Genomic DNA, 26,709 nt, shown 5'->3' on the forward strand with positions numbered 1-26,709 from the left:
GGACACTCTAATGATTGAGTGTTCCTAAGTACTTCTTCTCTAGATCTGAAAAGGCGAGTTGTAATCGATCGCTTTCAAGACTTTTCTTATTGTAGATGACCCTTAGCTCTTGATAACTCTTTTCCAATCTCATATCCAATACCTTCGCTTTTAGTTCGGTTGTAATATTTACAAGCTCTCTGTTTCTTTCTCTCTGTTTTATTAGGCTGGAAGAAAGCTCAGATGTATCCCCTTTGTTTGAGCTTAACAAGCTAACCTTCTCTTTAAGTATTTGGTTTTCTTGTTCGGCTGTCTGTAGCTCTTGTGCTAATAATGTGACACACGTTTCAGACTCATGCAGTAAGCGTTCCAATGCTTTTGTGTCTTTATCTTGCTCGCTCAGTGATTCCATGGGGATATTTTCGATTGCTGAATTTAAGCCGTCTCTTAGCGATACCAGCGCCTCTTTTTTATTGGCATTTAGGGATTGGAGGTTGCCTATTGCGGTCTCATTGCTCTGGCTGAGCTGTTGCTCTAGCTCCATCAGTTTAGCGTCTTTATCGTTTATGTATTCCTTTAAGCTGGCTATGGATAAATTGGAGCTTTGTAACTCAGCTTCAAGTTGCATAATTAATGATTGAGACTCTACGGACATTCTTTCAAGTTTTGTAATGGCTATTTTTTGCGCCTCTATAGCATTTTTAGAGTTTTGATTTTTCTGCGCTTTGGCTATTTCATTCTTTAGCTGATCAATGACTATTTCTTGGCGTTCGGAAAGGCCGCTTAGGCTGGATATTTGCTTTAAAAAAGTAGAACGTATTTCTTTCTCCAGTTGCTTGGCTACAGGTACTTCAATGTTGAAGGGTAAATCAGTGTCATCGCTATCAATTTGGGCTTGCTCTAGTTTTTTAATTTTTAATGTAAGATTGTCAATTTCGGCTTGTAATCGATCCCGCTCTATCTGCTTAAGCTCAAGTTGCTTGAGATTTTGTTTAGTCCAATCAATTCGGTGCTTTAAATCTATATTCAGCAGGTTTTGGCTTTGAGTGAGAGCCTCTTTTGAGATAAGTAGTTCGGCGGTCTGCAAAAATTCACTTTCCATCTCTTTTAAGCTGGCTTGTAACTCATCGATGTTTGTAGATTGCAACTTTGGTGAAGACAACGCATAGAGTAGGCTAGATAAAAAGCGATTCAAAATCGGAGTTGGCTGATCACTTGCTTGATTAAGTAAAATAGCGCGTTCCGCCTTTAGTATGGTTCCCCAGACTTTAACCCTATTGATTTCATGGCTCTCTAGGCCGGTTTTATTCATAGAATCAGCAGCGTAATGTATTTGCCTATCTAAAAAATGCGCTAGCCCTTTATAAACCGACGCTTGTTCAATGGGGTTCTGTGGCGATAGATTTGATGTTTCATTTTTTTCTGGCTTCTTGGTTGTTGCTGTTGCTGTCGTCTTCTGAACCCCTCTGCTTATCCAAAAAACGACAATATTTGCGATTAGCAAAAGTGTGCTTGCTTCAAGTAATGTCCAAATTAACCACTTAGCCATAAAAGCCTCGACCACTCGTCAATAGATGTGATATTCATTATCATTAATTAATAATCAGCTATCAGCTATCAGCTATCAGCTATCAGCTATCAGCTATCAGCATAGCTTTATTTATCTCCCATGTTAACGGAATGCCAGATTTTATGAGTAAAGAATTTTTAACCTTCATGCGTAATCGTGTATCACAGCCGAAACTTACCTTTCCCTCGCCAACCCAAAGTGAGTGGGAAGCGATACTTTCTGCCGCGAGCAGAGCGGCCGATCATGGCAATCTTACCCCATGGCGTTATAAGGTTTACGAAGGAGAAGGGCGCTCTAAGCTAGGTCAAATATATTGGCATCATGCTGTATCTGAAGTGGATAGTATGCCGCTCAACAAAGAAGAGGCTTTCATTAAAAAAGCATATCGAGCGCCTGCCGTATTACTGATTTATGCCCATGTTCAAGAGCACCCCAAAGTCCCAGCAATAGAGCAAATTATGGCAACATCGGCTGCGGCTCAACAAGTACTGCTTGGGTTGAATGCCTTAGGTTATGGCGCTATGTGGCGAAGTGGCCCTGCCTGCTTTACTCAAAAAACGAAAGAGCTTTTGTCTCTTGGCGTAAATGATCAAATTGTCGGTCTAATTTATGCGGGTACCGCAGAGAGTACAACCACCAGCACGCCTGACGTAACACTAGAAAAGCACCTTGAATGGGTAAGAGATTAATTTTTAAGGTTAAATTGTCAAAAATGGGTTGCAATTAGGCTTGGTCATCACTAATATACGCACACAAATTACGCAGAGCGTAAAAAGTTTTGGTGAGCTGTCCGAGTGGCCGAAGGAGCACGCCTGGAAAGCGTGTATGTCGAAAGGCATCAAGAGTTCGAATCTCTTGCTCACCGCCATTATTCCTTTAAAATTAAGGGCTACAGAGTGGCCCTTAATTTTTTACATCAAAAAGTACATCAATAGGTTTTTACTTTAAAACTCCATATACTGCTAATCTTTGCCTTTCTTGTTTAATTAGATCCTTGATTGTTTCTTTTTTTGTTTTACCATTCGTTTTAGATATTGCATCTAAGTCATCATAGTCTTTCTGACTCAAATTAATTGTATTGCTCTTACTAGATTTTCGGTCTCTGATTTTTTTCTCTGACCAAGCTTTTGATATCCTAGCCTCAATTTGCTTGATATCTCCTTCAAAATCTGTGAAGAATTGATATATCAAGAAATCTAAATGATGTTTATCTGGTGTATTGCTGATGTTATAAGGGCTAATTTCGTTTTTTGACATCTTTTTGAGGAAGTAGTCATACATCCATTTAGTGTTAATTTTTTGAGTTGCAATCAATTTTTGTACTTTTCTCATTTTCTCCGTTGTTTTCATGTATTTAGCTTTAAGGTCCATTATGAAATCATTTCGATTCTCTAAGCCTGTGTCATAATAGGTGTTATCTAGCAGAAGCAATAAATTCAAGTAGATCTCTTCGTTTGTAAGGAGTGATAATCTACTCAAATTTGCACCGTTAAAGTATATGCTCTCACTGTTTAATATGTTCATCTCTTTAGTCGAGTTATGCAGCCTGATAATGCCATTTGGCTGTAAAATATATTGCGCAACCCCCTGAAGTTTTCTCTCTCGTCCTTTTTTTTGGTTGCTTTGTATTATGTGATTTTCAACTTCTTTCATCAGTATGTAGATCTGTGATCTATTTCGTTTGATCCATTCAATTCGAGAGTTGCTTAGTAAGTGCTTTTCTTTTTTTGAAAATATTTCTTCAAAGTATTGTTTAATGAACTTTTCACGCTTATCGATTTGTCCGTGACTATCTTCACCTTTATAGATGCTCATTGAGAACGCCCAACTAGGAAAGAATAGCTGTTGGCTTTGAGGCTCTTCTGACTCTTCTGGCTCTTCTGGCTCTTTGTAGGATTCATTATTATTAATAAATTTATCGTGAAGGTTTAAAAATCTAGCCATTTTTAAGCATAAGTAGGAGTGATTACGTCCTAAAAATGTTAAAGGGTCATTGGTAAAGGTTGAATTACTTCCCATGTTATTAACGTAATGAATGACGCAGCACCTTATGTCCTTAATTGTGGTTTTATTGTTCATCACTGCCTCTAAATAAATGAAATTGATAATCGTTATCTATTATTGGTCGAAAATTTCCATAGCAAATTCCGTGGTTCTTATTATAGCCTATAGGCTTGTATTTATTGGGCCTACACCTTGCTATCTGGCTAAATTATTGAAAGTGCTGCAAACTACAGCTTCAACAAAAAAAATTTGTGATTTCTCAATTATTATACTTGTGAAGGCTCAATAAAAGTCCTTTCTTTTAGAAATGAGTGTGATACTAAGAGCAGAGGTTAGACATTAAACTAAAGATGTATTTACGAGATAACCTCAGAGTGGCCACTGCACAAAAAAGCCACGTGTATATGGATGATCCTTCGCACAAAAGCCTACCTGGCAGTGTCTCAAAATGTTGGTTTAATAATATATAAGAAGTGATTGCCCCCTAGGAGCAAGAACGTAAAAAAATACAGAGATAACCCTTTTGTGAAATCAACCACGCATTAGGAGTTCTCATGAAACAAGTTAACCAATATCAAGGTCTAAATATCCACAGTCCATTATCTGAATCCAACGTAACGTATCTAAGCCAACTCAAATCTCTTATAGAAGCAAGTGTTGCTGAGTCAGCAAGAATTTTAGCTTTTAGGTTTGACCTAAGGTTTCCAGAAAATTACAAAGGAAGTCAGGAAAAAGTCATCACGAAATTCTTTGAATCGTTAAAAGCTCAAATCAAGGCAAAGGATGCTAAAAGCATAAAGGATGGGAAGCGGGTTTACCCCAGTCGACTTAAATATGCTTGGGTTAGGGAGAATGGCGGAGCAGTGAATGACCATTTTCATGTTGTCGTTATTTTTAATAAGGATGCATTTGCTTTTGTTGGTGATTACGATAGTGCTGAAACAAATACAGCTAGAAGAATAAAAAAGGCTTGGAGTAGTGCTTTAGGGTGTAAAGAGGAAAGCGCTAAGGGCTTAGTCCACTTCCCTAAATCGGCTATTTATATTTTAAATAAAAACAAAGAAACTTATCAAGGTAAATACCGGCTTCTATATTACCGCATTAGCTACTTGGCCAAAAATCGAACAAAAGTCTATGGCACTGGAAAGCGTAGTTTCGGTTGCAGTTGGAAATAGCGCTAATTAGAGCTTTTTAAAGAATAATGTAGGTCAAAAAAAAATTGAAACCTAAGGCAGAGCTCCATTACCTGGAGCTCTGCCTTTCTTTTTATAAATATCCACTTTCTGCGAATGAAAACGTATCTTCACCTATGATGATGTGATCAAGAGTTCTGACATCAATTAGGTTAAGTGCCTTTTTCAGTGTTTCCGTTATGGCTATGTCTGCTTGTGATGGCTGAGATACGCCTGAAGGGTGATTGTGAGAAAAGATAACTGCAGCTGCATTGTGATGCAATGCGGCTTTAACGACCTCTCTGGGATATACAGCGGCAGCATCTATGGTGCCAAAGAATAACTCCTGATATTGAATAAGCCTGTGTTGTGAGTCTAAGAATAAAGCTACAAAGACCTCTCTTTGTTGATAGCCCAGTTTTAGATTAAGAAAGGTCTGAGCATCTAGTGCGCTAGTGAAGACCTCGCTTCGTTTAAAACGTTCTTTGATAAAGCCAGCAGCGGCCTCTAGAACTTCTGACTCAGATTTATAGGTGAATGATTTATTCTGCATATTGATTTCCTCTGTTGATGGTTTATACACAGAGATGATGTAGGTCTGAGTTTTTTTGAAACTGAACTCACAATCTGTAAAAAATTACAGCCATGCATTTTGATGTATTAGAACGAGGGCATCAAAATGCGAGTAATGAAATTAAATGAAGTCATCAACACGACAGGTCTTTCTAGATCATCCATCTACGCATACATGACAAAAGGTGAGTTTCCTAAGCCTATTCAGTTAGGCCCTAGAGCCGTCGCTTGGATTGAAGAGGAGGTTCAAGGATGGTTAATGGAAAGAGCGAGTCAGAGTCGATTGTGAGCGCTCTAGTTTTTTCAGATTATTGGACTTAGCGGTTGTAATAGCTCCATAATTTAAGGCTGCTAATTATTATCAAAGATTAAGAGGAGTTAGCTTTTATGGACGATAAAAAACTAAGTCGTTACCTTCAGTCTGTAGGCCAAGCCTGTTTTATAAGGTTTTTTGAAGAGTTTTCTTCGGATACGTTGTCACGAGATGCCTTAATAGCCAAGTTGCGAGACCAAACGACCTATACCGAAAAATCTTGTGCTTCAAGAGTTAGTAAGGCGCGTAGCATTTTAAACGCTGGGCTAGCAGATAAAGCTTTATCTCTGATTGCTTCTTCTAATTCTGGCCGTGTTAGTCAAGAAGTTAAGGAGAAAGCTAGAAGTTACCTTGTCGAAAAGCAGCAGCCGTAATTTTTAATCCGATGTGAAATTTTTAGCTGTGTAGATCCCTTTTAGGGTAAGTTGTTGTAGAATTTGACTTTTATCTTCCAAAGAGTAGGTGATGACGTTACGGACCGAACAGCAATTAACCAAGCTTGGCTTTAAATTTGGCAAAAATGGTGCTCATTCTGCCCGAAGTATGATGATTGTTGAGTTAAAATATCTATTGGATACTTTTGATGAAGATGCAACGCCTGATTTATATAAACGGGCAGTAGTTGATTTAAATGTATTGAACAAGCCAACAGAGAAGTCTCGTACGTTAACTTATCGCCATTTGACTGACCTTTATGGTCTCGACCCTCAATTGTCTCTATTTAAGGTTCTTCGACAATGGTGGGAGCGAGATGAAGCCTCTCAGCCAATTCTTGCATTACAACTAGCTATCGCTCGTGATCCATTGTTACGGGCTTCTTGTAAAGTAGTTGTACCTATGCGAGTAGGTGATCACCTATCACGTGAAGAGGTGGAGGCGTTCCTTGCTAAAGATGATCCAGATCGTTTCAGCGCGGCTTCACTAAAATCCTTTGCACAAAATTTAAATGGTACTTGGACACAAGCTGGTTATTTATCTGGTCGAAACAAAAAGTTTCGCGAAGAGCCGAAGATTAGTTATGTGCATGTAGCGTTTGCATTATTCTTAGCTCATTGTCACGGTATCAGTGGGCAGCGACTTTTTGACAGTCAATGGTGTCAGTTTCTTGACCAACCCAAAGACCGACTTTATGAATTAGCGTATATTGCTTCTTTACGAGGACTGCTTAATTTCAAACAAGCCAGCGACGTGGTTGAAGTAACATTTCCAATCATTACGCTACCTAAGGAAACATAATGACAGACCGCCTATCAAAATTGCTAACGAGTTTCGAAAGACACATTAGTATTCCTTGGCCTGCAGCGGTTTCTGCTCACGAACGTACAATTTTCTTGGTCTACAACAAACAAGATGAGCTTAAGCTTCGAGCGCGTGTGGGCGAGTTCGAGCTTGCTTCTACCCAAAGCAACCATCCATGGACTTTGCTTGACTTAACACACAGTTTTGAGCAGTGGATGTCAGACCAAGATTACAAAGAAACCTATTTTGAAGACCCGGAATATCTGGAAGGTTTGTATGATGACTTTGCCGATGATCTGGTAAACAAACTAATTGAGCAAGTACATTTAAACCAATCTAAAGATAGTGTTATCGCTTTATTAGGGTGTGGGACGCTATTTGGTTTTGCATCCGTATCGGGAGTCGTTGAGGCATTAGCCAATAGAATCACCGGTAGGTTAGTTGTCTTTTTTCCAGGTGAAGTAGAAAACAATAACTATCAACTTTTGGACGCCAAAGATGGTTGGGGCTATCACGCTACTGCCATCACAGCGACAGTATAAGGAATTAGAATGTTAAACCGTGATATTTTTGTTAATGACCCTATCGATAGCCGTCTCGCCAATAACGGTGTAGCGCAAGTCAAAGATGACCAATCTGAAGGTGCGTTAGCCACTTTAGAATATGAGCTTCGTACCTTCGTCTGTGATGGTGCATATCAAGAAGGTTTAAATAAGATATTTAATAGCTTTCTAGGCGCGGTGAAGAGTGGTGGAGAGTTACAAGGAGTTTGGATTAGTGGTTTCTTTGGATCGGGTAAATCCCATTTAGCAAAAATGTTACGGACATTATGGACAAATCAAACAATTAATGGCGTTTCAGCACGTGATATTGCCGATTTACCAGAAGTAATTACCAAACAACTGAAAGAGCTTACCGCATTAGGCTTAGCTAATGGTGGCTTACATGCGGCTTCCGGCACGCTCTCTGCTGGAGCAAGTGATCGAGTGCGTCTTGCATTGCTCGACATTATTTTTAAATCAGCCGGTTTACCAGAGCAATATCATCAAGCGCGTTTTGTTATGTGGCTCAAAGCACAAGGTGTTTTAAAGCAAGTTCAGGAACACGTTGAGGCCAATGCTAAGCGTAAAGAAGGCATAGATCTTTGGTTAAACGAAGTAAAAAATCTTCATGTTTCGCCCATCTTACATAACGCTGTACTTGATGCTATTCCTGGTTTTGCATCCGACATTAAAGAAGTGCGCGAAATGATGCGTGCCCAATACCCTATTGTAAAAGATGTCACTAATGATGAAATGGTTGATGCAATTACCGATGCTTTAAGTCATAACGGTGAACTACCTTTGACCTTAGTAGTGCTGGACGAAGTGCAACAGTACATTGGTGACAACATCCAACGTGCACTGGATGTTCAAGAAACCGTTGAAACCTGCTGTGGTGCAGGTGCTCTAAAATCGAAGTTACTTTTTGTAGCGACAGGTCAAAGCGCGTTAACGGGAATGGCGAATCTACAGCGTCTAATGGGGCGATTCCAATTACCGGTACAACTGGAAGACACCGATGTTGATAAGGTTATCCGTAAAGTTATTTTACAGAAAAAAGCATCTGCCACAGGTGCTGTTCAGGCTGTATTGAATGACAACCTTGGTGAAATCTCTCGCCATCTACGTGGCAGCACCATTGAGCACAACAAAGATGATGAGCAATGGATGGTCCCCGATTACCCACTGTTACCTGTGCGTCGACGTTTTTGGGAAAAGGTCTTACCAGCGATTGATCGAACAGGTACAGGTTCTCAATTACGCAACCAATTGCGAGTGGTTCACGAAGCCTTAAAAGTCACAGCAGACAAAGAGTTAGGCTATGTCGTACCGGCAGATTATCTATACGACCAAATATCCACCAGCTTACTGCAAACCGGCGTTATCTCAAAAGATATCTACGAAGACATCAGTCGTAAAAAAGGCGGTACGGAAGAACAGCGTTTACAAGGTCGTATTTTGGCGTTGATTTTATTGATTGGTAAATTGCCTGAAGAAAAAGAGTTGGGTATTTATTCAACTGAAGAAACGCTTGCAGATTTATTATTAGAGGACCTAGAGAAAGACAAGCATACCTTGCGCCCGCTTGTTCCCAAAATGTTAGCTCAGCTAGAATCTGAACATCTTGTTATGTCATTAGATACGGCTCAAGGTCGTGTATATCACTTACAAACAGTCGAGAGCCAAGCTTGGTATGACGAGTTACGTCGTCAAGAAAATGATCTTCTAGGTAACCCTCAAAATATTGAATCTTATCGTACTAAAGAGATTCAAAATCATGTTCGTAAGCAAGTCAATCAAGCCATGGTTAATCAAGGTGAAACGCAAGTTCCGCGAGCGATTCAACTTTATTTTGAATTAGAGTTACCTAAAAATGCACAAAATCAATTGTGCGCCTGGGCGCCTGAACAAACCGAAAAACAATTTTTAGACGCGGCCCGTGGTACTGATCAGGAAGATGCCACCATTTTTATTTATGTACCTGATTCACACCGTTCAGAACTGCGTAAAGCCATTGTTACCATTAAAGCGGCAGAAAATACGGTAGATGTCCGTGGTCGCCCAAGTACCGAAGCGGGTAAAGATGCCATGAAGGCCATCAATACTCGTCAACAAGAAGCAGAAAATACCAAGAATGCGCTGTTAAAAGACATCTACAGTCATATTCAGGTACGTCTTGCTGGTGGGCAAGAAGTTGAAGGGCTCACTCTAACTGAACAAGTACAGGCTGCCGGTAAACTCGCTTGTGAACGTCTATACAGAAAATTCAAAATTGCTGACAGTAAGGGTTGGGATAAAGTCTATGATTCGGCAACTGAGCATTTAGACCCTAACGCTTTAGCGAAACTTGACTATAACGGTGAGCCAGACAAGCATCCTGTTTGTGCTGAAATCCTCCGTTTTGTTGGGACCATGAAGTTAGGTAAAGAGGTCCAAGAATACTTTGAACAACCGCCTTTTGGATGGAGTAAAGATACCATTCAAGGGGCATTGTGCTCTCTGGCAGCATCCGGTGTGCTTAAAGTGGCTGATAACCAAGAAAATGCGGTTTCTGTCAAAGATTTGCGCAGCAATAAATGGCGTGAAGTGAAATTCCGCCCCGAAAAGGTCAGCCTTTCTAAAGTACAGATGATTAAGGTCAGAGGTATTGTCTCAGCATTGCTAGAGAAACCTTGTAATAACGGCGAAGAAGCGGCGAAACTACCCGAAGCGTTAGCTCATGCTAAAAGAATGGCAGATCAAGCGGGTGGGGATGCGCCATTGCCATCACCACCAAACACCTCGTTAATTGCTGAACTGCAAATGTATTCGGGCAATGAACAACTTCAAAAAGCTTATGAAAACCAGCAACAGTTAGTGGATGACTTTAAGGACTGGAACGATCTACAAATCAAAATCGATCAGCGTCTAAAAGATTGGGCAAAGCTTAAGCAGGCAATGAGATACTGCAAAGATCTTCAAATCCATGAAAAGCTTGAAGTGGAAGCACAAGCCATTACACATCAACGAAGCTTGTTAATAGAACCAAACCCGGTAAGTCCCTTATTAAAAGACGCTACCACAGCGCTGCGTGATGCATTAACGGCCCACCGTAGTCGTTATGAAGAAGACTACAATACCTGTTTACAAGATCTTAAAGAAGACGAACACTGGCAGAAACTCGATGAAACTAAACGCCATGGTTTTTTATTCCAGCGCCGTTTAGACAGCGTACCAGACATTCAGATCAGCACTTTGGAAGATGCGTTTGATTCTCTCGACAGCATTAGCTTTGAGCAATGGAATGACAAAGCTGCTGCCTTGCCAGGTTTGTTTGATGCCTTACTCAAAGATGCCATAAACGAGCTACTGCCAAAAACCAAGTATCATAAGCTCAATAAGAGAGTGATCAACAATGAAGAAGAGCTGAAAGAGTGGCTCGACTACGTAGAGCAAGAGCTGCGCCAGCAGTTGATTAATGGTCCTGTTATGCCGAGCTAACACGCTATTTGTAATATTTAACGAATACGCAAATACACTTTTTAGGAACAACATGCGACAGTCATTAGATAAAACACTACGTAAGCAATTAGAAACAACAGTAATTAAAGCACGCGATGTCGTTGAGCAAGCGGTTACGGAAGCACTCACTCGTCTGGGAGTGGCCGAGGCACAAGCACCGACATATCTGAGTGATACTGAGCGCGCTCTGCGAAATGTCTTGCGTGCTCATGGTCGTCAGTTAGGTGATAAGCTCACTGATGGCAAACAAACTACCGATGCTTTAATGAATGAAATGGCTTACGAGCATTGGCATCGAATGCTTTTCGCCCGCTTCTTAGAGCAAAATAACTTACTCATGTACGATGAATACACATCGGTAACATTAGATGAATGTGCTGAGCTTGCCGAAGAAGAATCAGATTGCAAAGATGGGCTTGAGCTAGCCGGTCGCCTTGCAGCAAAAATGCTGCCGCAGATCTTTCGTACTGAGTCACCCGAGTTTCAAGTGACGTTGTCCATCAACCACACCAATACCTTAGAATCATTAATAGCCAAGTTAGACTCTGCGGTTTACCAAGCTCAAGACAGCCTAGGGTGGTGTTATCAGTTCTGGCAAACCAAGAAGAAAAAAGAAGTAAACGACTCTGGCGTAAAGATTGGCGCTCAAGAACTGAGCCCGGTGACTCAGTTATTTACCGAGCCCTATATGGTAAGTTTTTTGCTGGATAACGCACTAGGTGCCTGGTGGGCCAATAAACGCCTGACACAGGATGATCTGGCCCGCGCCAATAACGAACAAGAGCTTCGTGATAAAGCGGCTATTGATGGTGTGCCATTAACTTACTTGCGTTTCGTTAAATCTGAACAAACCAAACAATGGCAATTGGCATCCGGTGGCTTTGAGCAATGGCCAAGCAACCTAAGCGAACTGAAAACCCTCGACCCATGCTGTGGCTCTGGCCACTTCTTGGTGGCAGTATTTTTAATGCTGGTGCCGATGCGGATGCAGCTAGAACAGCTCAGTGCCCGTGAGGCCGTTGATAAAGTCATCACAGAAAACCTACATGGTTTAGAGTTGGATCAGCGTTGTGTTGAATTGGCAGCCTTTGCTGTGGCGCTAGAAGCCTGGCGTTTCCCTAATGCGGGTGGATATCGTCCACTGCCTGAATTGCACCTCGCGTGTTCTGGTTTATCCATCCATGCAGCAAAAGACGAATGGAAAGCTATTAGCGCCGCCGCAGGCAAGCAAAACCTCACCATCGCCCTAGATAGCCTTTATCAAACCTTTAAAGATGCGCCTGTGTTGGGTAGCTTGATTAACCCACGCCGTGGTAATGCCGCCAAGATCGCCCAATGGAGCGAATTACAACAGGCGATTTCAGGTGCGCTAAAGGCTGATCAAGCCCAAGCTGATTTAGACAGCGATAATTCCAATGCTATTACCCAGCGGATCGAGGCGGGTATCGTTGCCCAAGGCATTACCAAAGCGGCGGAGCTACTCGCGGGGCAATACGCTTGGGTGATTACCAACGTGCCTTATCTTGCTCGTGGCAAACAAAGCGATACCCTAAAAGACTTCTGTGAAACCTACTACCCAGAGGGCAAAAATGACCTGGCGACGGTTTTCTTAGATCGTTGTCTAGAGTTCTGTACAGAGGGGGGGACTTCCAGCATTGTCTTGCCGCAAAACTGGCTCTTCCTTACTAGCTATAAGAAATTCCGTGAAAAATCACTCACACAGGATACTTGGCACTCCATTGCCCGTCTTGGCCCAGGTGCTTTCGATACGATCAGTGGGGAGGTAGTAAAAGCCATCCTAATCACTTTAAGTCGTGGTAATCAGCAAACCATTACAACTGGATTACTTTCTGAAGACGGTGAAAGCCAGTGGATTAGAGGTATTGATGTATCTGCCCCACGAACAGCTTTAGAAAAATCGCTGCTTTTGGCTAATGAAGAGATTAGTAATGTCACACAAGCACAACAGCTAGAAAATCCAGACTGTACAATTATTCTATCCAATTCGAAATCTAGCACTTTATTAAAAAAACATGCCAAAGCTCTAGCCGGAATACTAAATGGGGACTCACCAAGGTTTCAAAGGTTTTTCTGGGAGTTCCCAATAAAATCTCAAATATATGTTTATCAGCAAGGGACTGTAGATGGAATGCGTCATTTTGGAGGACTTGAAAAAGTTATTGAATATGATGATCACAATGGCCATTTAAGGCTGCCAGCAGATGAAAGGCGTGAGCGATTACATGACTCTGACCAAAGGGGCAATGCTGCTTGGGGAAAGTGGGGAGTTTCAATAAGCCAGATGAATATCCTTCCAGCTTCGCTGTATATTGGTAATAAATTTGACTCAAATGTTGGGGTACTAGTTCCTCTTGACAAGTCATACTTAAAAGCCATCTGGTGCTATGCTTCAGATTCATCATACAACTTAGATGTAAGGGAAATTGATCAGAAGCTAAACGTTACAAACGCTACGTTGGTAAAAATACCTTTTGATTTTGAGTATTGGTCTAAAGTCGCTGAAGAACAATACCCAAATGGTCTGCCTGAGCCCTACACCAATGATCCAACCCAATGGATCTTTCATGGCCAGCCCTGTGGTTCGGTTATTTGGGACGAAGAGAGTAAGTGGACTGTAGAAGGAGAATTGCGTACTGACGATACCGTTGCGCAGGTAGCGGTTGCCCGTTTATTAGGTTATCAATGGCCTGCAGAATTAGACCCAGAGATGGAACTATGTGTTGAGCAGCGAGCTTGGGTAGAGCGCTGCGCTGAGTTAGCGGATTTTGTTGATAATGATGGGATTGTATGTATTCCCCCGGTCTGGAAAGAGCCAAAAGCAGTAAATCGCTTAGTTGAAATATTACAGGCAGCGTATGGTAAGGCATGGAGTAGTACTTTAGAAGAAAGGCTACTGAAATCTCTAAAATCCAAAGACTGGGAGAGCTGGCTGCGCGATAAATTCTTTGAACAGCACTGTAAGCTATTCCAAAATCGTCCCTTTATTTGGCAAATCTGGGATGGTCAAAAAGATGGTTTCTCTGCTTTGATTAACTACCATAAGCTCGACTATAAATGTCTCGAAAGACTTATACACACGTATTTAGGTGATTGGATTGCAACTCAGATATACGATTCGAATGCGGGCGTAGATGGCGCCGATATTCGCCTAGCCGCTGCGGAAAACCTCAAAGAACAGCTGGAAGCTATCCTCGTCGGTGAGAAAGGGCTAGACATCTTTGTTCGTTGGAAGCCACTCGCCGAGCAACCTATTGGCTGGAATCCTGACTTAAACGACGGTGTTCGTCTTAATATCCGTCCCTTTATGCTCGCCAAAGACGTGGGTAAAAAAGGCGCTGGCGTCTTACGTGCCAAACCCAATGTACACTGGAAAAAAGACCGTGGCACCGACGTAGTTTCTGCACCTTGGTATCACCTTGGTCTAGAATACGGCGGCAAAGAAGGCGACCGCATCAACGAACACCACCTAACACTTGCCGAGAAAAAAGCCGCTAGGGAAGATGCTAAGCACTGATTTGGTAATTTACACCCTGACTTCTTCTCTAGAAGCCAGGGTGTTGCTGAAGTTACCCACCGGTTAAGCTAAACTACCAGTTTGATATTTATTTCGCGCAGTTAAGCAATATAAGGCAAATGCAATGGGCACTATTAACCCAATACACTCTCTGACCATTAAAGGCTTCAAATCTATTCGAGAGATGGAGGATTTGAAGCTTACTAGCCTCAATGTACTGATTGGTGCCAATGGTGTTGGTAAAAGTAACTTTGTCTCATATTTTCGGATGCTTCGCGAAATGCTAGATGGTCGCCTGCAAGTATGGGCAGCTAAGCAAGGCGGCGCGGATAGGATCGTAAGCTTTGGCGTTAAGGAGACTGAGGAGCTATCTTCGTTTGTTACCTTTGGTCTCAATGGCTATAAATTTTCTCTAGAGCCGACTTTTGAAGGTGGATTTACCTATACCCAAGAGTCATTGTTTTTCGATGGTCCAATTTATGGACCTAAATGGATACATTTAGGTACAGGGCATTCCGATTCAAAGTTGCCAGAAAAGTATGAAAAGTCTGGAAAAAACTCTGAGGCGGATTATTGCTATAGCTCTATTTCAAGTTGGCGTGTATATCATTTTCACGATACAAGTGATACCGCGGCGGTTAAGCGTCAAGGTGCGGTACATGATAACGAATATCTACGCTCCGATGCCGCGAACCTAGCAGCATTTCTATACCAGTTAAAAGGTAAACATGAAGATGTTTATCATCAAGTGGTGAAAACAGTACGCCTTGCAGTGCCTTTCTTTGATGACTTTGTTTTAAAGTCGACAGAGCTTGCGTCAGGTGAAGAACAAATTCGTTTATTGTGGCGCCAAACTGATAGCGATTATCCACTTTGGCCGAGCCAGCTTTCAGATGGCTCTATTCGCTTTATTTGTTTGGTGACGGCATTACTGCAACCTGAACCGCCTTCTACCATCATCATTGATGAGCCAGAGCTTGGCCTACATCCCTACGCGATTACATTATTGGGAGCTTTGCTCCGTTCTGCTTCAAAACGTATGCAAGTAATTGTTTCGACACAATCGGTACCTCTTCTCAATGAGTTTGATTTGGATGACCTGATTGTCGTTGAGCGTGAGCAGGGGGCTTCAGTATTTAAGCGTCTTGAGGCTGAGGCGTTTGAAGCTTGGTTAGAGGACTATTCGATCGGTGAATTGTGGGAGAAAAATATCTTAGGTGGGAGGCCAAGCAAATGACGATCGTTCATGTGATTTGTGAGGGGCAAACAGAAGAGGCGTTTGTAAAAGAGTTATTGGTCGAACGTTTTGCCCACCGTGGTATATACCTGATGCCTGTACTTATCGGTCGTCCTGGGCATAAAGGAGGTAACTTTAAATTTGATCGCCTTTACCCAGATGTGCGCAATCGCTTGCTAGGTGACCGACAATGTTATTGCACAACATTTTTTGATTTTTATGGTTTACCACAATCCTTTCCTGGAAAAACAGCGTTAAATGATCAAGCTCCTATGGCTTCAAAAGCTCGTGCCCTCGAAGACGCGCTGATTGCAGAGCTTACAAATAAGTTAGGAGAAGATGTTGTGCGACGTTTTATTCCATACGTTCAAATGTATGAATTTGAGGCTTTACTTTTTAGTCATCCTGAGAGTATGGCGCTTGGTATGGACCAAATAGAATTAACAGATACGTTTACTTCCATCGCAAGGCAATTTGAAACGCCTGAGCACATTAACAATAGCCCTCAGACAGCTCCAAGTAAGCGGATCGAAAATGTTCTGCCAGGATATGAAAAACCATTATTAGGTACATTAGCCGCGCTAGAAGTTGGTTTAGATGTCATGCGTCAACAATGCCAACGATTTAATCTATGGCTTACACAGTTAGAGGATCTAGCCTAGACAATGATGATAATTGAGACTCTTAAGCGACACCTACGCCAAAGTGCCCACCATAATGTTAGCGTGCAAGCGGCTCCGGCCGCTATTCTTTGGACGGATGGCGAACGCCAGTGGCAAAGCGCTATGCCATTTATTAAGCAACAATTACCAGAAGTCATTGAACTAGGTGAATATGAGCCAGAAAAACGTATAGGCCCAGCAATTTGGCTAAAATGTGTGATTGCAGGGCTATTAGAAGATTGCCAATTGCCAGGTGATTTGACGCCCATTATTTATTTACCTGGAGTAAGTCGTAAAGATTTACGTGCCATCGAAAGTTGCCCTGAATTTATTAAACCTTTAGCAGAACTGCAGTATCGCGGTTGCTGGTGGACTTACCCTAATCTTAATCGCGATTGGACTGTAGGGGCATTTCTAACAAATTCACATATAGGGTTGGAGCTGGACATTGCTAAAGACAAGCAAACTCAAGAATCTTTGTTAACTGTTCTTCCTGATTTATTGGAAACTCCCGTTTCTCAATTACAAGGTAAGAAGCTGGAAGCCTCAGATTTTATCTCCATTGTTCTTAATGATCCTGTGAAAGACATTTTAGGATGGCTAAATCAACCAGAAGAGAAGGCTGTTAGTTGGAAGGGCAGTAAATGGGATGTGTTTGTTCAATCTTGCCGAGCTCATTATGGCTTTGATCCTTTACGAGAAGATATTACAGATATATGCCAGCTACTCTGTTTGGCAGAGGGAGCGTGGCAGGACGTATGGCAAAGGTATGAAGAGACAGCGACAAATTTACCAAACATAATCGAACGCTTGAAAGCAATACAACCTGATGGTTTGGCAATGGTTCATCCAGAGCATTATTTAACTGAAAACATGCGTGATGAGGAGCAGATTGAATCTGTTATCCTTCAAGTTGATGGACAGTCAAATGACACTATTAAACAAGCTCTAATCCGTGTCTGGCAACAGCAGCAATCTCGTAAAGAGTGGCTTTGGTTTAGTTTAGGTTTATCGCCATGGCTAGAAATACTAGAAGAGCTAGTGGCGTTGGTTGAGCATACTCAAGTGGCTTTTACCGGTGCTGACCCACAAGGTATGGCTGATATGTACGCTGAACGTTTTTGGAAAGCGGACGGTGCCGTTATCAAAGCCATGTCAAAAGCACGCCATATTCAACATGAAGAGGCATTAGCTACATTACTAGGTGTTATCTATACACCTTGGCTTGAAGAAACGACCCTAAATTTTCAAAAGTTAGTAGATCAGCAGGGCTATCCTGGTGAAAACCAAGTAAGGTCAGGTGTTGGTCAATACCACCTTGGTGGACAAGTTGTCTTTTTTGTCGATGGATTACGTTTAGATACCGCCCACTGGCTACAAGATAAGTTAACCAAGCATGAAAACAGACAAGTGGTACTCAGTACTAAGTGGTCGGCGTTACCTTCGTTAACGGCCACAGCGAAAGCAGCGGTGACACCTGTCGCGGATCTCCTTACTGGTATGCTGGACAACGACGATTTTAAACCTGCTGTAGCAAGCTCTATGGCAGAGTTTAGTAGTCATCAGTTAAAGCGAATGCTAGGTAATGTTGGCTGGCAATATTTGGACGGTTTAGAAACAGGAGATGTTAGTGGTTATGCTTGGGTCCAAACAGGTGATTTAGATCACTTAGGCCATGACCACCAGCGTAAAATGCCTCAACACATTGATTCCGTATTAAATGATGTAGTTGCTCGTATTGAAGGGCTGCTTGAAGCAGGTTGGCGACAAATCAAAATAGTCACTGACCACGGCTGGCTATGGGTGCCCAATGGTTTACCTAAAGGGAATCTTCATAAAGCGCTAGGAAAAAACCGCCAACGCCGCTGCGCAATTCTTAAAGACAACGTTACTCACGATGGTTTAGTGATGCCGTGGTATTGGAACCCTTCGGTTAACATTGCCATGGCTCCTGGTATATCCGCTTACGTCACCGGTGACTATTACAATCATGGTGGGCTGTCACTTCAGGAATGTTTGACACCCGTGTTAGAGGTTAAGTCTGTTTAGGAAGAAAGATTTTGAATATCGCTACATGTTTTGGCTAAATTGGAGTAACTAATTTAGATTTATTAAACAAGGAAAATAAGGAAGTAGTTTATGTCGAATGTTAATACTTATGTAAGAGAGAATGTCAAAAATATTGGTGAATACGTATATTTGGCACCAGATATCCCCGAAAAAAAGCTTAACAATGCAGTGTCTGCAATGAAGTGTGAGGACTTATTGCATTCAATTATTGCTATTCAAGATGCGACTTTGTTTGGTAAATCAGATGAAGGTTTTATTTTTACTGGAGATCGATTTATTCATGATAAGCGTGGTGTTTTCTTATATTCTGAGATTGAAAAAGTAGAATACAAAGAAGACGTTACTGTGAATGCCAAAGGCAAAGAAAGTATTAAGAAATATGTTGAAATTACTAAGGATGGTAAAGTTCATAAATTCAGTGATATGTATGGTGTTAAAGATCAGAAACTATCTGACTTCCTAGGGCAAATTGTTTCTGACTTCAGTGAATTCAAAAATGAGAAACAAGCAGTTGACTTAGTTGAGATGAATGATGAGTTTAAGATCAATTATCTAAAACTGATTGCTAATATGACATATGAAGATGATGGTGACATTGATGAATTAGAGCTTTCTGAAATTTTGCTGCTATCGACACGACTACATCTTAGTGTCGAGGCTAGAAGTGAAGTTAGGAAGTATATTTCAGAAATCGAAAATGATATCGAGCCTGTTCAAAATATATTGTCATCAATTCGAGATTTAAGTGATCAATCACAACATAAATCTATAATGATTTCTTTAGCTAAAGACATTGTTAACACTTATTACTCATCTAAATCCGAAACTAATGGTGAAGTGCCATTTTTGCTTAAACATAAAGATAGCATGGAACTTAGTCATGACGATTTACAGTTTGCTCAGGATGCTGTGTCAGAAGCATTTCAAATTTTAAATGATGATGTAGATGACAACGACATTCGTGACAATGCCTCGAAACTTGCTTCTACTGCAGCAGCAGTTGGTGCCCCAATTGCTGCCGTCTATATCTCCGGCTCAGTTGTTGGTCTTTCCGCATCAGGAGTAACCTCAGGTCTTGCAACTTTAGGCCTTGGGATGGGGATGACTGGGGGCTTAGCAATATTAGGCGCAGTTGGTTTTTTGACATTCACGGGCGTTAGAAAGTTTTCTGGTGTGAATGAGTTAGATCGCTTTAAGGTAAAGCAGGCAATGCTAAATGAGGCATTGAAGCAAACGCATTTAACAATAAAGAACACAATAGAAGATATTAATTATTTGGTTGAGAAGCTTTCAGAAGCAATGGAGACTGGAGAATCAAACCGTGCTGAAGTTTTGAAACTAAAGGGAATGGTTGCAAAATTTGCCGGCGCTCTTCAGAAAGAAAGTCAAAAGGCTGATGTATTCGAGAATGCTGCTAACAGAACTAAATGTCCAAAAATTCTTGATCATCAACGCCTAAAAAATCTATGCGAAGGTGCAACTAAATCTAAAATATACGACTTTATACTTGAGCGATACGAAGAAAATGAAAAAGGTGAGTACATTCTAAAAGGAAGTGTTCAAACGGAAATGCTAGATAGGATGTCGTCACTTTTTGAAAGTATCGGCTACTTTGAGATGAACAATGCGTTAAAATCAAAACTTCAGTCTAAAGTCAAAGGGGTTCTTAGTTAAATGGAGGAGCTGGACGAGAAGGCTTCCGCATCATTAGTACAAAAGCATCAGCTTGGTCTTGCTCAAAGTAAGACCACTGAGCTTGATGTTGCAATAGATCAAGTTGAAGCTTACGAATTAGAAAACTCGAATTTGATTGAAGAACTTAAAAAAGAGCTAGATGATTTGGGGGTTACTTTTGATGAAAATAATCCTTTATCAGACTTAGATGAAGCAGACAGGCTACTAATTGAACTAGAGCTTGAAATGCAAGAAGTAGTCGATCAGCCGAAGTTAAATAGGGTAGAGATGCTCAATTTTAATCAAATATTAGATGATGAAATGAGCTGGGATGAGTACATTTCATCTGTAAAAGAGTATTCTGACAAAAACAGTCTAACCAGTGCTAACCCATTCGACGGTTTATTGACTAGAAGTCAAGAAGCTGATCTTAGAAATAGAATTCAGAATGAATTTACTCATAAAGCACCTAACTGTGACAAGATAGATTACGCTATTGCCAGTACCTCTGGTTTAATTTGTGGAATAATTGATGTTGTTTTTGTAGGTGCCCCTGGAGAATCCCCTCTAGGTAATGCGGTTGATGAGTTTGCGAATAAATCCACTGAGAAGTTTGCGAATCTCTTAGGATGGGATGCTGAAAAGGCGGGGCTAAAAGGATCGAACACAACAGCGAGCGCTATAGGATTTTTGGAGGGAAAGTTTAAAGTAAACTATGACCAGGCTACTACCGCCGCAGTCGATGGTGCAGTTCCTAATCTATCATTAAAGAACCATCATTTAAAAAGCTTAGGGCATTCTCCAGACTTAATTGGTTTGTTTTTCTCTGTTCTTAATCAGTTCACAAGTACCTCTACATTTATCAGCAATGGACAGCTGATTACCGTAGACACGGAAACAAATGAGTTAAAGGGTAACAACTTTGTTGCTAAAGTATTTTGTGGGATCGCAAACTGGTTTGGTCACATCATGTCAGATTGGACGGGCTCATCAGGTACGGTTGGTCAAGGAGGCCGTGGAATGGGAGTGCCAATACCATTCTACAATCTTCTTTTGGGTCTGAATGTAGGTGAGTTCGGTGAGAATAAGCAATCCATTGCGACTGTTGCGACTAAAGTCTTTGAAAAAGGCTATGATGCTAGACATGGATTAACGATGGCCATTCCCGTTGTTCTCAATGAATTGATTATCAGGTTTTGCTGGGTTATCCGAGCGCGATTCTTTGATAGTAAGGATTGGAAAGACTGTATACCGTCAGAATCTAATCCTGAGTTGCGTCGAATGTTATTCGTCGGACAAGGTGCTTTGTGTCTTGTAGATGGTGTTGATGCTGTAATAAGGGGGGGAGGTGAAATCGTTACTACGCTATTAAGAACAAACTTGATTGCCTGGGCTCGTTTCGCTCACCTTTCCCTCAAAGAGCTCAATGCATGGGCAATGCAGGGTAAGATTGATCATGTGCTTATAGATAAATATCTTGATCAAGAGTTTGAAAAAATATTAAGTACTAGCTATTCAAGGACTAGGTAAGCCATATCGCTAGAGTAAGTGTATAAATTACGCCTGCTCTTTTATAGTTTTAGTCTGTATTGAGAATACTGTTATGTTGAATTCTTGATTTATTGACCTTCTCTTGATCATCACTAGATCTTTCCCGCAGGAAATCTCCTCGTTTGTATAGAAGAATCAAAGTATCATCATTTTCGAAGCCAAATAGTCTGCATATCTCACTCATATCATCGATATCCAGTGCTCGTTTGAAAGCGTCTTTTTGACCTGATAGATTGTAAATACTAAAAATACTCGCCATAACACGCTTGCTATCTGTCGTTTCACCTCCACCTGGATTAACGATTTTATTGAATTCAACAGGTTCCAATTGATCTAGTAATTGGGTGAAGTGTAAGGCTCTGGATTTTGCACAGCTTGGCGTGCCATCATCATACGTGGCACCATTTACCCACTGGGCTTTTATCCAATTTTGATGTTCACCTCGTAGTGCACGACCTTGTTTTCGATAGGGCTCCCCATCAGCTAACAACTCTTCTCGAATTAGTCTTATAGCTTCTAGTAGATCTAGGTCTTTTGTGTATCGATTGTAGTCATATTGTTCTTTATCCAACTTCCCTGGAACGACTACATAACTTTGGGTTAGATATACTTTCTTATCAACAAGCTTACGTTTGGATGAGACTTCAGTTAACACAGCCGGTGTTACGGAAGTACCGCGGTCAAAACCTCTAATTTCATAACGTTCGCAGATATCTTCAAATTTTTCTCTAATACCTTGGAATTCTTGACGCTCATCTTGCTCTTCAAGGAAGTCTAATAATTCCCCATAGGCACGAACCGAATCAAGGTTCGTATAATGCGTGGCTGTCGTATTGTGATGATACCCGCATGCACGTCCTACATTTGCTTGCACGACGGCAGCAATATTGGAAATAGAACTGTCCCAACTGTTGATCAAGTTTTCTTTCATCTCTTGGCCAAAGTTTACACCCGCTCGAAATCCAGCTACGGTAATAGCAATAAGTTTATCGTCGAATAACTTGGCAGTTTCGTATTCACGTTTGAAGTCCTCTAAGGAGCAAAGCTCATGATCTTCTAATCCAACCAGCTTTTGTCCAATAATATGTATTTGCTCTGATTCGATACCGCTTTCTAACAAAATATCTCGTGCTTGCTTAGCTTGGCTAGTGGGTACTCTTATAAGTGACCATCCTGACCCCTCGTGCTCTTGAAATTGACGAATAAAGCGTTTGCTTAAAAATAAGGCATCGCAGAAATCTCTATTATTTTCGTCTAATTTGACAATTTGTTGATGGCGGTGCATTTCTCGAATTCCGTGATATTCATTGCTTGTTTTGTGGAAGACAAGGGCTGTATGAAAGTTGTGCCTCAGAATCGAGTCGTCACTTGCAGCATAGAGAGCACTGAAGGGTGTTGCTGAGACAAAGGCTATACGGCATTCAAGGTTAATGTTTTCTAGGTAATCAAATACTTTAGCGTAACGCACACTGTCAGTAGCTGAACCATAATGACACTCGTCAATAATAATAAGTTTAGGCGCTTGGAACTTAAACTCACCCTTGAGGCATGACTCAAAATGAGCAAAGTTACTAACGACTACGTTATGGCATGCAGCTAGGTCGTTTTTAGCCTGTTCTTGTAATGCAACATCAGCCATTGTCACTAAGTAAAGCGTGTCTTTTAAGTATTTTCGTTGACAGATTATTTCATCAGAAAGTGACAGTCGTTGCATTGAAGCAAGTGCTAAAGCAATACCAGATTTGCCGGATTGCATCTCGGCCGCAATAACAACAGCACGAGCACCGTTTTGGAATTTTGAAAATGTTCTTTCTGCCGCTTGTCTTTGATGTTCGTAAGTATGCGTACTTAGCGCTTCACGAACAATACTTCGATGTTTGTCTGTTTTGCTCATTGTTTTATTACCTTAAAAAAAGAGGGCGTTTGGAGCCCTCTTTTCTTTATCAACATAACAGTTAGATGTGCTCAACCACATCAGAAAAATGTGATTCATCACTTAACTCGCCTTTTTTGTCAGGAAGTTGATTGTGCTCTTTTTTCAGCAATGATCGCTCCAAATCATATTCGCCACGTTTGTATATCACCATCATAGTGTCATCGTGATCAATACCAAAATAGTCACACATTTCAGCAACATCTTCTCGGGTCATCATGGTTTTATTAACTTTACGACGAGAAATGTTGTACGTACTAAATACAGCTGCAACAACACTCTTGTCTTCAGAGCGTTCGCCAGAACCAGCAGCAACGACACGATTGAATTCAAGGTATTCTTTTTCATCTAGCATCTTTGTGTAGAGAATGGTCTTTTCTTTTTGGGTCCCATCAGCTCTTGCTTTCTCGGGGTTATCATAGCTATCACCATTGACCCAATGTGCTTTTATCCAATTTTTCGCTTTGCCTCGCATGGCGCGACTGCCTTTTACAGAGGGGGCACCTTTAGCTGTAAATTCACGTCGTATTGTTTCAATGGCAGAAAGTAATAACGGGTCAGATGTGTAGTAATTATAATCTACATTCTCATCTAACAATTTGCCTGGGACAGCTACATAACTATCAACCTTATAAGTTTCAACATCGCCGATTGGGCGACGTTTTTTGTACTTAATGGTAAGGCCGACATCTAACCCATTTACCTGATATTCTTGACAAACATCTTCAAAGAATTCTCTTAGTCCATCGAAATCAGAAGCAGCATGCTCGGAACATGTATTTTCTAAGTGATCCAGAATAGCCGCATAAGCTTCAGTTGCATTCAAGTTGGTATAGTGTGTTGATGTATTGTTACCATGATAACCACATGCACGCCCTACATTAGCCTGCACAACAGCGGCGACACTTGCAACAGTACTATCCCATGTCGAAATCAGATTGTTTTTCATCATAGCACCGAAGTTGATGCCAGCACGGGCTCCGGCAACAGTTATAGCGATAAGCTTATCTTCAAAGTCTACAGCCTCGTCAAATTCCTTTTTAAAACGCTCTATACTGCAATGTTCGTCTTCGGGTACACCACTAAGAGAGTTGCCAAGAATATAGATGGACTCCGCCGGTATGCCTTTTTCGATTAAAAGGTGTTTGGCTTCCATGGCGGCTCCGGGCGGTACTCTTACCAGCGACCATCCCATTCCTTCGTGGTTTAAGAATTGCTTGATTAATTCGTCACGCTCAAATGTCTGCATCATGAAATTGCGGGTTTCAGATTCAAGACCTTTCACCATGCCATTTTTCAGCATTTCCCGCACACCATAATATTCGTCGCTGGTTTTGTGGAAAACTAAGCGAGTGTTGAAGTCTCGACGGAGGATGGAATCTTTTAAAATATTTTCTGCCGCTTCCTGTGCTTCTTTCACTAGATCATTGTTTTCTGTTTCCTGGGCTTCTTGTTTGAGCTCCATGAGCTCTTCGTATTCTGTCTCCGCTCCGTACAAAGCGCCAAACGGAGTCGCAGAAATGAATACAACCTTGCATTCATCGTTTTCTTGCTCTAAATAATCAAATATTTTGCTGTAGCGTACTGCCGCAACATTCGATCCGTAGTGACACTCGTCGATTATAATAAGCTTTGGTGGGTTGCCTTTAAACTCGTTTTCTAGTGCTTTTTCGAAGTTAATGAAGTTACTCACAACGACATTTTTTGCTTGTTTCAAATCCTCTTCAGCCTGGTCACGAAGAGCGGTGTCTGGCATTGTAACCAGGTACAAGGTGTCTTTTAGCTGCTTACGGTCACAAATATCCTCATTAGACAGGCTTAAACGCTGCAAGCAACAAAGAGCTAGTGCTATCCCTGATTTCCCTGCTTGCATCTCGGCAGCTGTGACCACGGCACGAACCTTGCTTTCAAGTGCAGTAAATGTCTTCTGAGCGGCATTAACCTGGTGGGAGTGAAGGCTAGGGCCTTCCAATATAGCAGTAACTAATTGGCGTAATTTAGTGGATTTATTCAACGTAACAGTTCCTTGTGTTAGTTATATTTAGAGTAGGCTGCTTATGGTATTCAGGCCTTTAAGTGACTCTCATTATTAGCATTTGATATTTCTGTCGTTTCTACAGACTTGAGGTCTTGACCAAGTTCATTTTTCCATTCTACTAGACCATTAGCGCTTCTACCCATGATGACAGCTGCTGCGATTGATGGGCTACTGAAAAGATAATCTGTATTAAAACTCATCTCTTCAGTGTTTTGTGTTATTACACCGCTATCAATAAGTTCATTTCGCAGATTTTGAGCACTTTTCGGAAATGAAGGAACTGTATTATTTGCTACTGTTGTGCCAGCAAATACTACAAATCCATCACTTGTTCGTTTCCCTTTACCAGATGCCCCTCTAGCACCTTTCAAATTAAATATATCATCAGTCTGATAGCTATCTAGAGCAATATTTACGAGTGGTTCAAAAACCTTATATCCCATTGCATTAACAAGAATTTTTATATATTCGATAAACTCTTCCATTTCGGCTTGGTCAGATTCTGAAATATTGCTTCTGGTAGGTGTGTTGGCGTTTTGTAGCTCATACCTATTGGCATGCAAGGCAACTTCATAAAGGCGAGATTCCAAGTACTTGATATGAGCTTTGTTCAAATTTTCATCCTTACTGATGAAAACAACAGACTCGTTCCAAAACTCTTTTTCTGATACGTGTTGTGCTAAACGAGTATAAGCATTTTCAGCTTCGCCAATGTAGGCTTTTGGCTTAGCAGATGATGATTCTGCTCGCCCGAATAATAGATAAACTGAGGTGCTTTTCAGATCTTGACGATCGGAACAATCTTTTACCTTTCCACGAGGGATGCGATATGCTTTGCCGTTCCAGTTTGATAACTCACAGATCATTCGTCCGTTTGGATCGGCATCCATCAAAAATAGTTTGATTGTTTTGCCATACTTTTTTGCGTACATCCTGTTGCCCTAGTCACCTGAAAGTTCTAAACATATTAGCTTAGTATCGTGTTAATAATAAGGTAAATGAAAGCATAAATTAAGCAGATTTCCTATGACAAGAAGCTCACAAGCTTAATGTGTCAGCGAGCAAAGCACTGTACTGTCATAACAGGTTACCGCTTTAGTTATGGTCATGAGGGAT

Annotated in this window: 19 protein-coding genes and 1 tRNA gene; 14 read left to right on the forward strand and 6 right to left on the reverse strand. The window is 41.2% G+C overall.

The annotated features are described in order from the left end of the window. Window positions 1–7: 7 nt before the first annotated feature. Window positions 8–1,528, reverse strand: coding sequence for a coiled-coil domain-containing protein (locus AABA11_RS07890; protein ID WP_338266824.1), 1,521 nt, complete (start codon window positions 1,526–1,528; stop codon window positions 8–10). A 143-nt stretch (window positions 1,529–1,671) separates the two neighbouring features. Here AABA11_RS07890 and AABA11_RS07895 point away from each other — a divergent pair, with 143 nt between their 5' ends. Further along, window positions 1,672–2,238, forward strand: coding sequence for a nitroreductase family protein (locus tag AABA11_RS07895; RefSeq protein WP_338266826.1), 567 nt, complete (start codon window positions 1,672–1,674; stop codon window positions 2,236–2,238). A 91-nt stretch (window positions 2,239–2,329) separates the two neighbouring features. Further along, window positions 2,330–2,417: transfer RNA gene (locus tag AABA11_RS07900), tRNA-Ser, on the forward strand. A 71-nt stretch (window positions 2,418–2,488) separates the two neighbouring features. On the opposite strand, the gene AABA11_RS07905 is transcribed toward AABA11_RS07900, so the two are convergent. After that, window positions 2,489–3,628: a hypothetical protein gene (locus AABA11_RS07905; protein WP_338266829.1), complete on the reverse strand. Its 1,140-nt coding sequence runs from the start codon at window positions 3,626–3,628 to the stop codon at window positions 2,489–2,491. A gap of 479 nt (window positions 3,629–4,107) precedes the next feature. On the opposite strand from AABA11_RS07905, the gene AABA11_RS07910 reads away from it, so the two are divergent. Further along, a complete protein-coding gene (locus tag AABA11_RS07910) occupies window positions 4,108–4,728 on the forward strand; it encodes an inovirus Gp2 family protein (protein ID WP_338266831.1) in 621 nt (206 codons plus the stop codon). Window positions 4,729–4,819: 91 nt separating this feature from the next. Here AABA11_RS07910 and radC read toward each other — a convergent pair whose 3' ends face one another. Further along, on the reverse strand, window positions 4,820–5,278 hold the full coding sequence (gene radC / locus AABA11_RS07915) for a RadC family protein (protein ID WP_338266833.1): 459 nt from the start codon (window positions 5,276–5,278) through the stop codon (window positions 4,820–4,822). A 126-nt stretch (window positions 5,279–5,404) separates the two neighbouring features. On the opposite strand from radC, the gene AABA11_RS07920 reads away from it, so the two are divergent. The 11 genes from AABA11_RS07920 to AABA11_RS07970 all read left to right on the forward strand — a co-directional run bounded on the left by AABA11_RS07920 (window position 5,405) and on the right by AABA11_RS07970 (window position 21,601). Continuing rightward, window positions 5,405–5,587, forward strand: a complete 183-nt coding sequence (locus tag AABA11_RS07920) for an AlpA family transcriptional regulator (protein WP_338266835.1) — start codon at window positions 5,405–5,407, stop codon at window positions 5,585–5,587. 98 nt (window positions 5,588–5,685) lie between these two features. Beyond that, window positions 5,686–5,985 carry a hypothetical protein gene (locus AABA11_RS07925; protein WP_338266837.1) on the forward strand — a complete coding sequence of 100 codons (300 nt, stop codon included), beginning with the start codon at window positions 5,686–5,688 and terminating at the stop codon, window positions 5,983–5,985. A 91-nt stretch (window positions 5,986–6,076) separates the two neighbouring features. Further along, window positions 6,077–6,847 carry a hypothetical protein gene (locus AABA11_RS07930; RefSeq protein ID WP_338266839.1) on the forward strand — a complete coding sequence of 257 codons (771 nt, stop codon included), beginning with the start codon at window positions 6,077–6,079 and terminating at the stop codon, window positions 6,845–6,847. Further along, window positions 6,847–7,392, forward strand: coding sequence for a BREX protein BrxB domain-containing protein (locus tag AABA11_RS07935; protein WP_338266841.1), 546 nt, complete (start codon window positions 6,847–6,849; stop codon window positions 7,390–7,392). Before AABA11_RS07930 ends, AABA11_RS07935 begins: the two co-directional genes overlap by 1 nt. A gap of 9 nt (window positions 7,393–7,401) precedes the next feature. Next, window positions 7,402–10,872: a BREX system P-loop protein BrxC gene (gene brxC / locus AABA11_RS07940; RefSeq protein WP_338266843.1), complete on the forward strand. Its 3,471-nt coding sequence runs from the start codon at window positions 7,402–7,404 to the stop codon at window positions 10,870–10,872. 52 nt (window positions 10,873–10,924) lie between these two features. Beyond that, on the forward strand, window positions 10,925–14,428 hold the full coding sequence (locus AABA11_RS07945) for an Eco57I restriction-modification methylase domain-containing protein (protein ID WP_338266845.1): 3,504 nt from the start codon (window positions 10,925–10,927) through the stop codon (window positions 14,426–14,428). A 124-nt stretch (window positions 14,429–14,552) separates the two neighbouring features. Beyond that, the gene (locus tag AABA11_RS07950; RefSeq protein WP_338266847.1) at window positions 14,553–15,665 is read left to right on the forward strand and encodes an AAA family ATPase; all 1,113 of its coding nucleotides are present in this window, start codon (window positions 14,553–14,555) and stop codon (window positions 15,663–15,665) included. Then, window positions 15,662–16,327: a DUF4276 family protein gene (locus tag AABA11_RS07955; RefSeq protein WP_338266849.1), complete on the forward strand. Its 666-nt coding sequence runs from the start codon at window positions 15,662–15,664 to the stop codon at window positions 16,325–16,327. The genes AABA11_RS07950 and AABA11_RS07955 overlap by 4 nt, the downstream gene beginning before the upstream one ends. A 3-nt stretch (window positions 16,328–16,330) precedes the next feature. Further along, window positions 16,331–18,376, forward strand: coding sequence for a BREX-1 system phosphatase PglZ type B (pglZ, locus tag AABA11_RS07960; protein WP_338266850.1), 2,046 nt, complete (start codon window positions 16,331–16,333; stop codon window positions 18,374–18,376). 90 nt (window positions 18,377–18,466) lie between these two features. After that, window positions 18,467–20,071 (forward strand): hypothetical protein, encoded by a 1,605-nt coding sequence (locus tag AABA11_RS07965; RefSeq protein WP_338266853.1) that lies wholly within the window; start codon window positions 18,467–18,469, stop codon window positions 20,069–20,071. Continuing rightward, entirely contained in the window at window positions 20,072–21,601 is a 1,530-nt protein-coding gene (locus AABA11_RS07970) for a hypothetical protein (protein ID WP_338266855.1), read from the forward strand. Between the two features lie 49 nt (window positions 21,602–21,650). Here AABA11_RS07970 and AABA11_RS07975 read toward each other — a convergent pair whose 3' ends face one another. The 3 genes from AABA11_RS07975 to AABA11_RS07985 form a co-directional block, all read right to left on the reverse strand. Continuing rightward, complete coding sequence (locus AABA11_RS07975) at window positions 21,651–23,516, reverse strand: DEAD/DEAH box helicase family protein (RefSeq protein ID WP_338266857.1); 1,866 nt, start codon at window positions 23,514–23,516, stop codon at window positions 21,651–21,653. A 61-nt stretch (window positions 23,517–23,577) separates the two neighbouring features. Then, a complete protein-coding gene (locus AABA11_RS07980; protein ID WP_338266858.1) occupies window positions 23,578–25,569 on the reverse strand; it encodes a DEAD/DEAH box helicase family protein in 1,992 nt (663 codons plus the stop codon). Window positions 25,570–25,619: 50 nt separating this feature from the next. Next, window positions 25,620–26,525 (reverse strand): GIY-YIG nuclease family protein, encoded by a 906-nt coding sequence (locus AABA11_RS07985; protein ID WP_338266859.1) that lies wholly within the window; start codon window positions 26,523–26,525, stop codon window positions 25,620–25,622. Window positions 26,526–26,709 lie beyond the last annotated feature (184 nt).

This window comes from Marinomonas pontica (assembly GCF_036322735.1).
Lineage (GTDB): Bacteria > Pseudomonadota > Gammaproteobacteria > Pseudomonadales > Marinomonadaceae > Marinomonas > Marinomonas pontica.

What these genes read in the sequence shown, in the direction of transcription:
- AABA11_RS07890 (WP_338266824.1), bottom strand. Translation starts at nt 1,528, where the DNA reads ATGGCTAAGTGGTTAATTTGGACATTACTTGAAGCAAGCACACTTTTG.
- AABA11_RS07955 (WP_338266849.1), top strand. Translation starts at nt 15,662, where the DNA reads ATGACGATCGTTCATGTGATTTGTGAGGGGCAAACAGAAGAGGCGTTT.
- AABA11_RS07970 (WP_338266855.1), top strand. Translation starts at nt 20,072, where the DNA reads ATGGAGGAGCTGGACGAGAAGGCTTCCGCATCATTAGTACAAAAGCAT.
- AABA11_RS07920 (WP_338266835.1), top strand. Translation starts at nt 5,405, where the DNA reads ATGCGAGTAATGAAATTAAATGAAGTCATCAACACGACAGGTCTTTCT.
- AABA11_RS07950 (WP_338266847.1), top strand. Translation starts at nt 14,553, where the DNA reads ATGGGCACTATTAACCCAATACACTCTCTGACCATTAAAGGCTTCAAA.
- AABA11_RS07930 (WP_338266839.1), top strand. Translation starts at nt 6,077, where the DNA reads ATGACGTTACGGACCGAACAGCAATTAACCAAGCTTGGCTTTAAATTT.
- AABA11_RS07895 (WP_338266826.1), top strand. Translation starts at nt 1,672, where the DNA reads ATGAGTAAAGAATTTTTAACCTTCATGCGTAATCGTGTATCACAGCCG.
- AABA11_RS07945 (WP_338266845.1), top strand. Translation starts at nt 10,925, where the DNA reads ATGCGACAGTCATTAGATAAAACACTACGTAAGCAATTAGAAACAACA.
- AABA11_RS07975 (WP_338266857.1), bottom strand. Translation starts at nt 23,516, where the DNA reads ATGAGCAAAACAGACAAACATCGAAGTATTGTTCGTGAAGCGCTAAGT.
- AABA11_RS07965 (WP_338266853.1), top strand. Translation starts at nt 18,467, where the DNA reads ATGTCGAATGTTAATACTTATGTAAGAGAGAATGTCAAAAATATTGGT.
- AABA11_RS07985 (WP_338266859.1), bottom strand. Translation starts at nt 26,525, where the DNA reads ATGTACGCAAAAAAGTATGGCAAAACAATCAAACTATTTTTGATGGAT.
- brxC (WP_338266843.1), top strand. Translation starts at nt 7,402, where the DNA reads ATGTTAAACCGTGATATTTTTGTTAATGACCCTATCGATAGCCGTCTC.
- AABA11_RS07925 (WP_338266837.1), top strand. Translation starts at nt 5,686, where the DNA reads ATGGACGATAAAAAACTAAGTCGTTACCTTCAGTCTGTAGGCCAAGCC.
- AABA11_RS07910 (WP_338266831.1), top strand. Translation starts at nt 4,108, where the DNA reads ATGAAACAAGTTAACCAATATCAAGGTCTAAATATCCACAGTCCATTA.
- radC (WP_338266833.1), bottom strand. Translation starts at nt 5,278, where the DNA reads ATGCAGAATAAATCATTCACCTATAAATCTGAGTCAGAAGTTCTAGAG.
- AABA11_RS07935 (WP_338266841.1), top strand. Translation starts at nt 6,847, where the DNA reads ATGACAGACCGCCTATCAAAATTGCTAACGAGTTTCGAAAGACACATT.
- AABA11_RS07905 (WP_338266829.1), bottom strand. Translation starts at nt 3,628, where the DNA reads ATGAACAATAAAACCACAATTAAGGACATAAGGTGCTGCGTCATTCAT.
- pglZ (WP_338266850.1), top strand. Translation starts at nt 16,331, where the DNA reads ATGATGATAATTGAGACTCTTAAGCGACACCTACGCCAAAGTGCCCAC.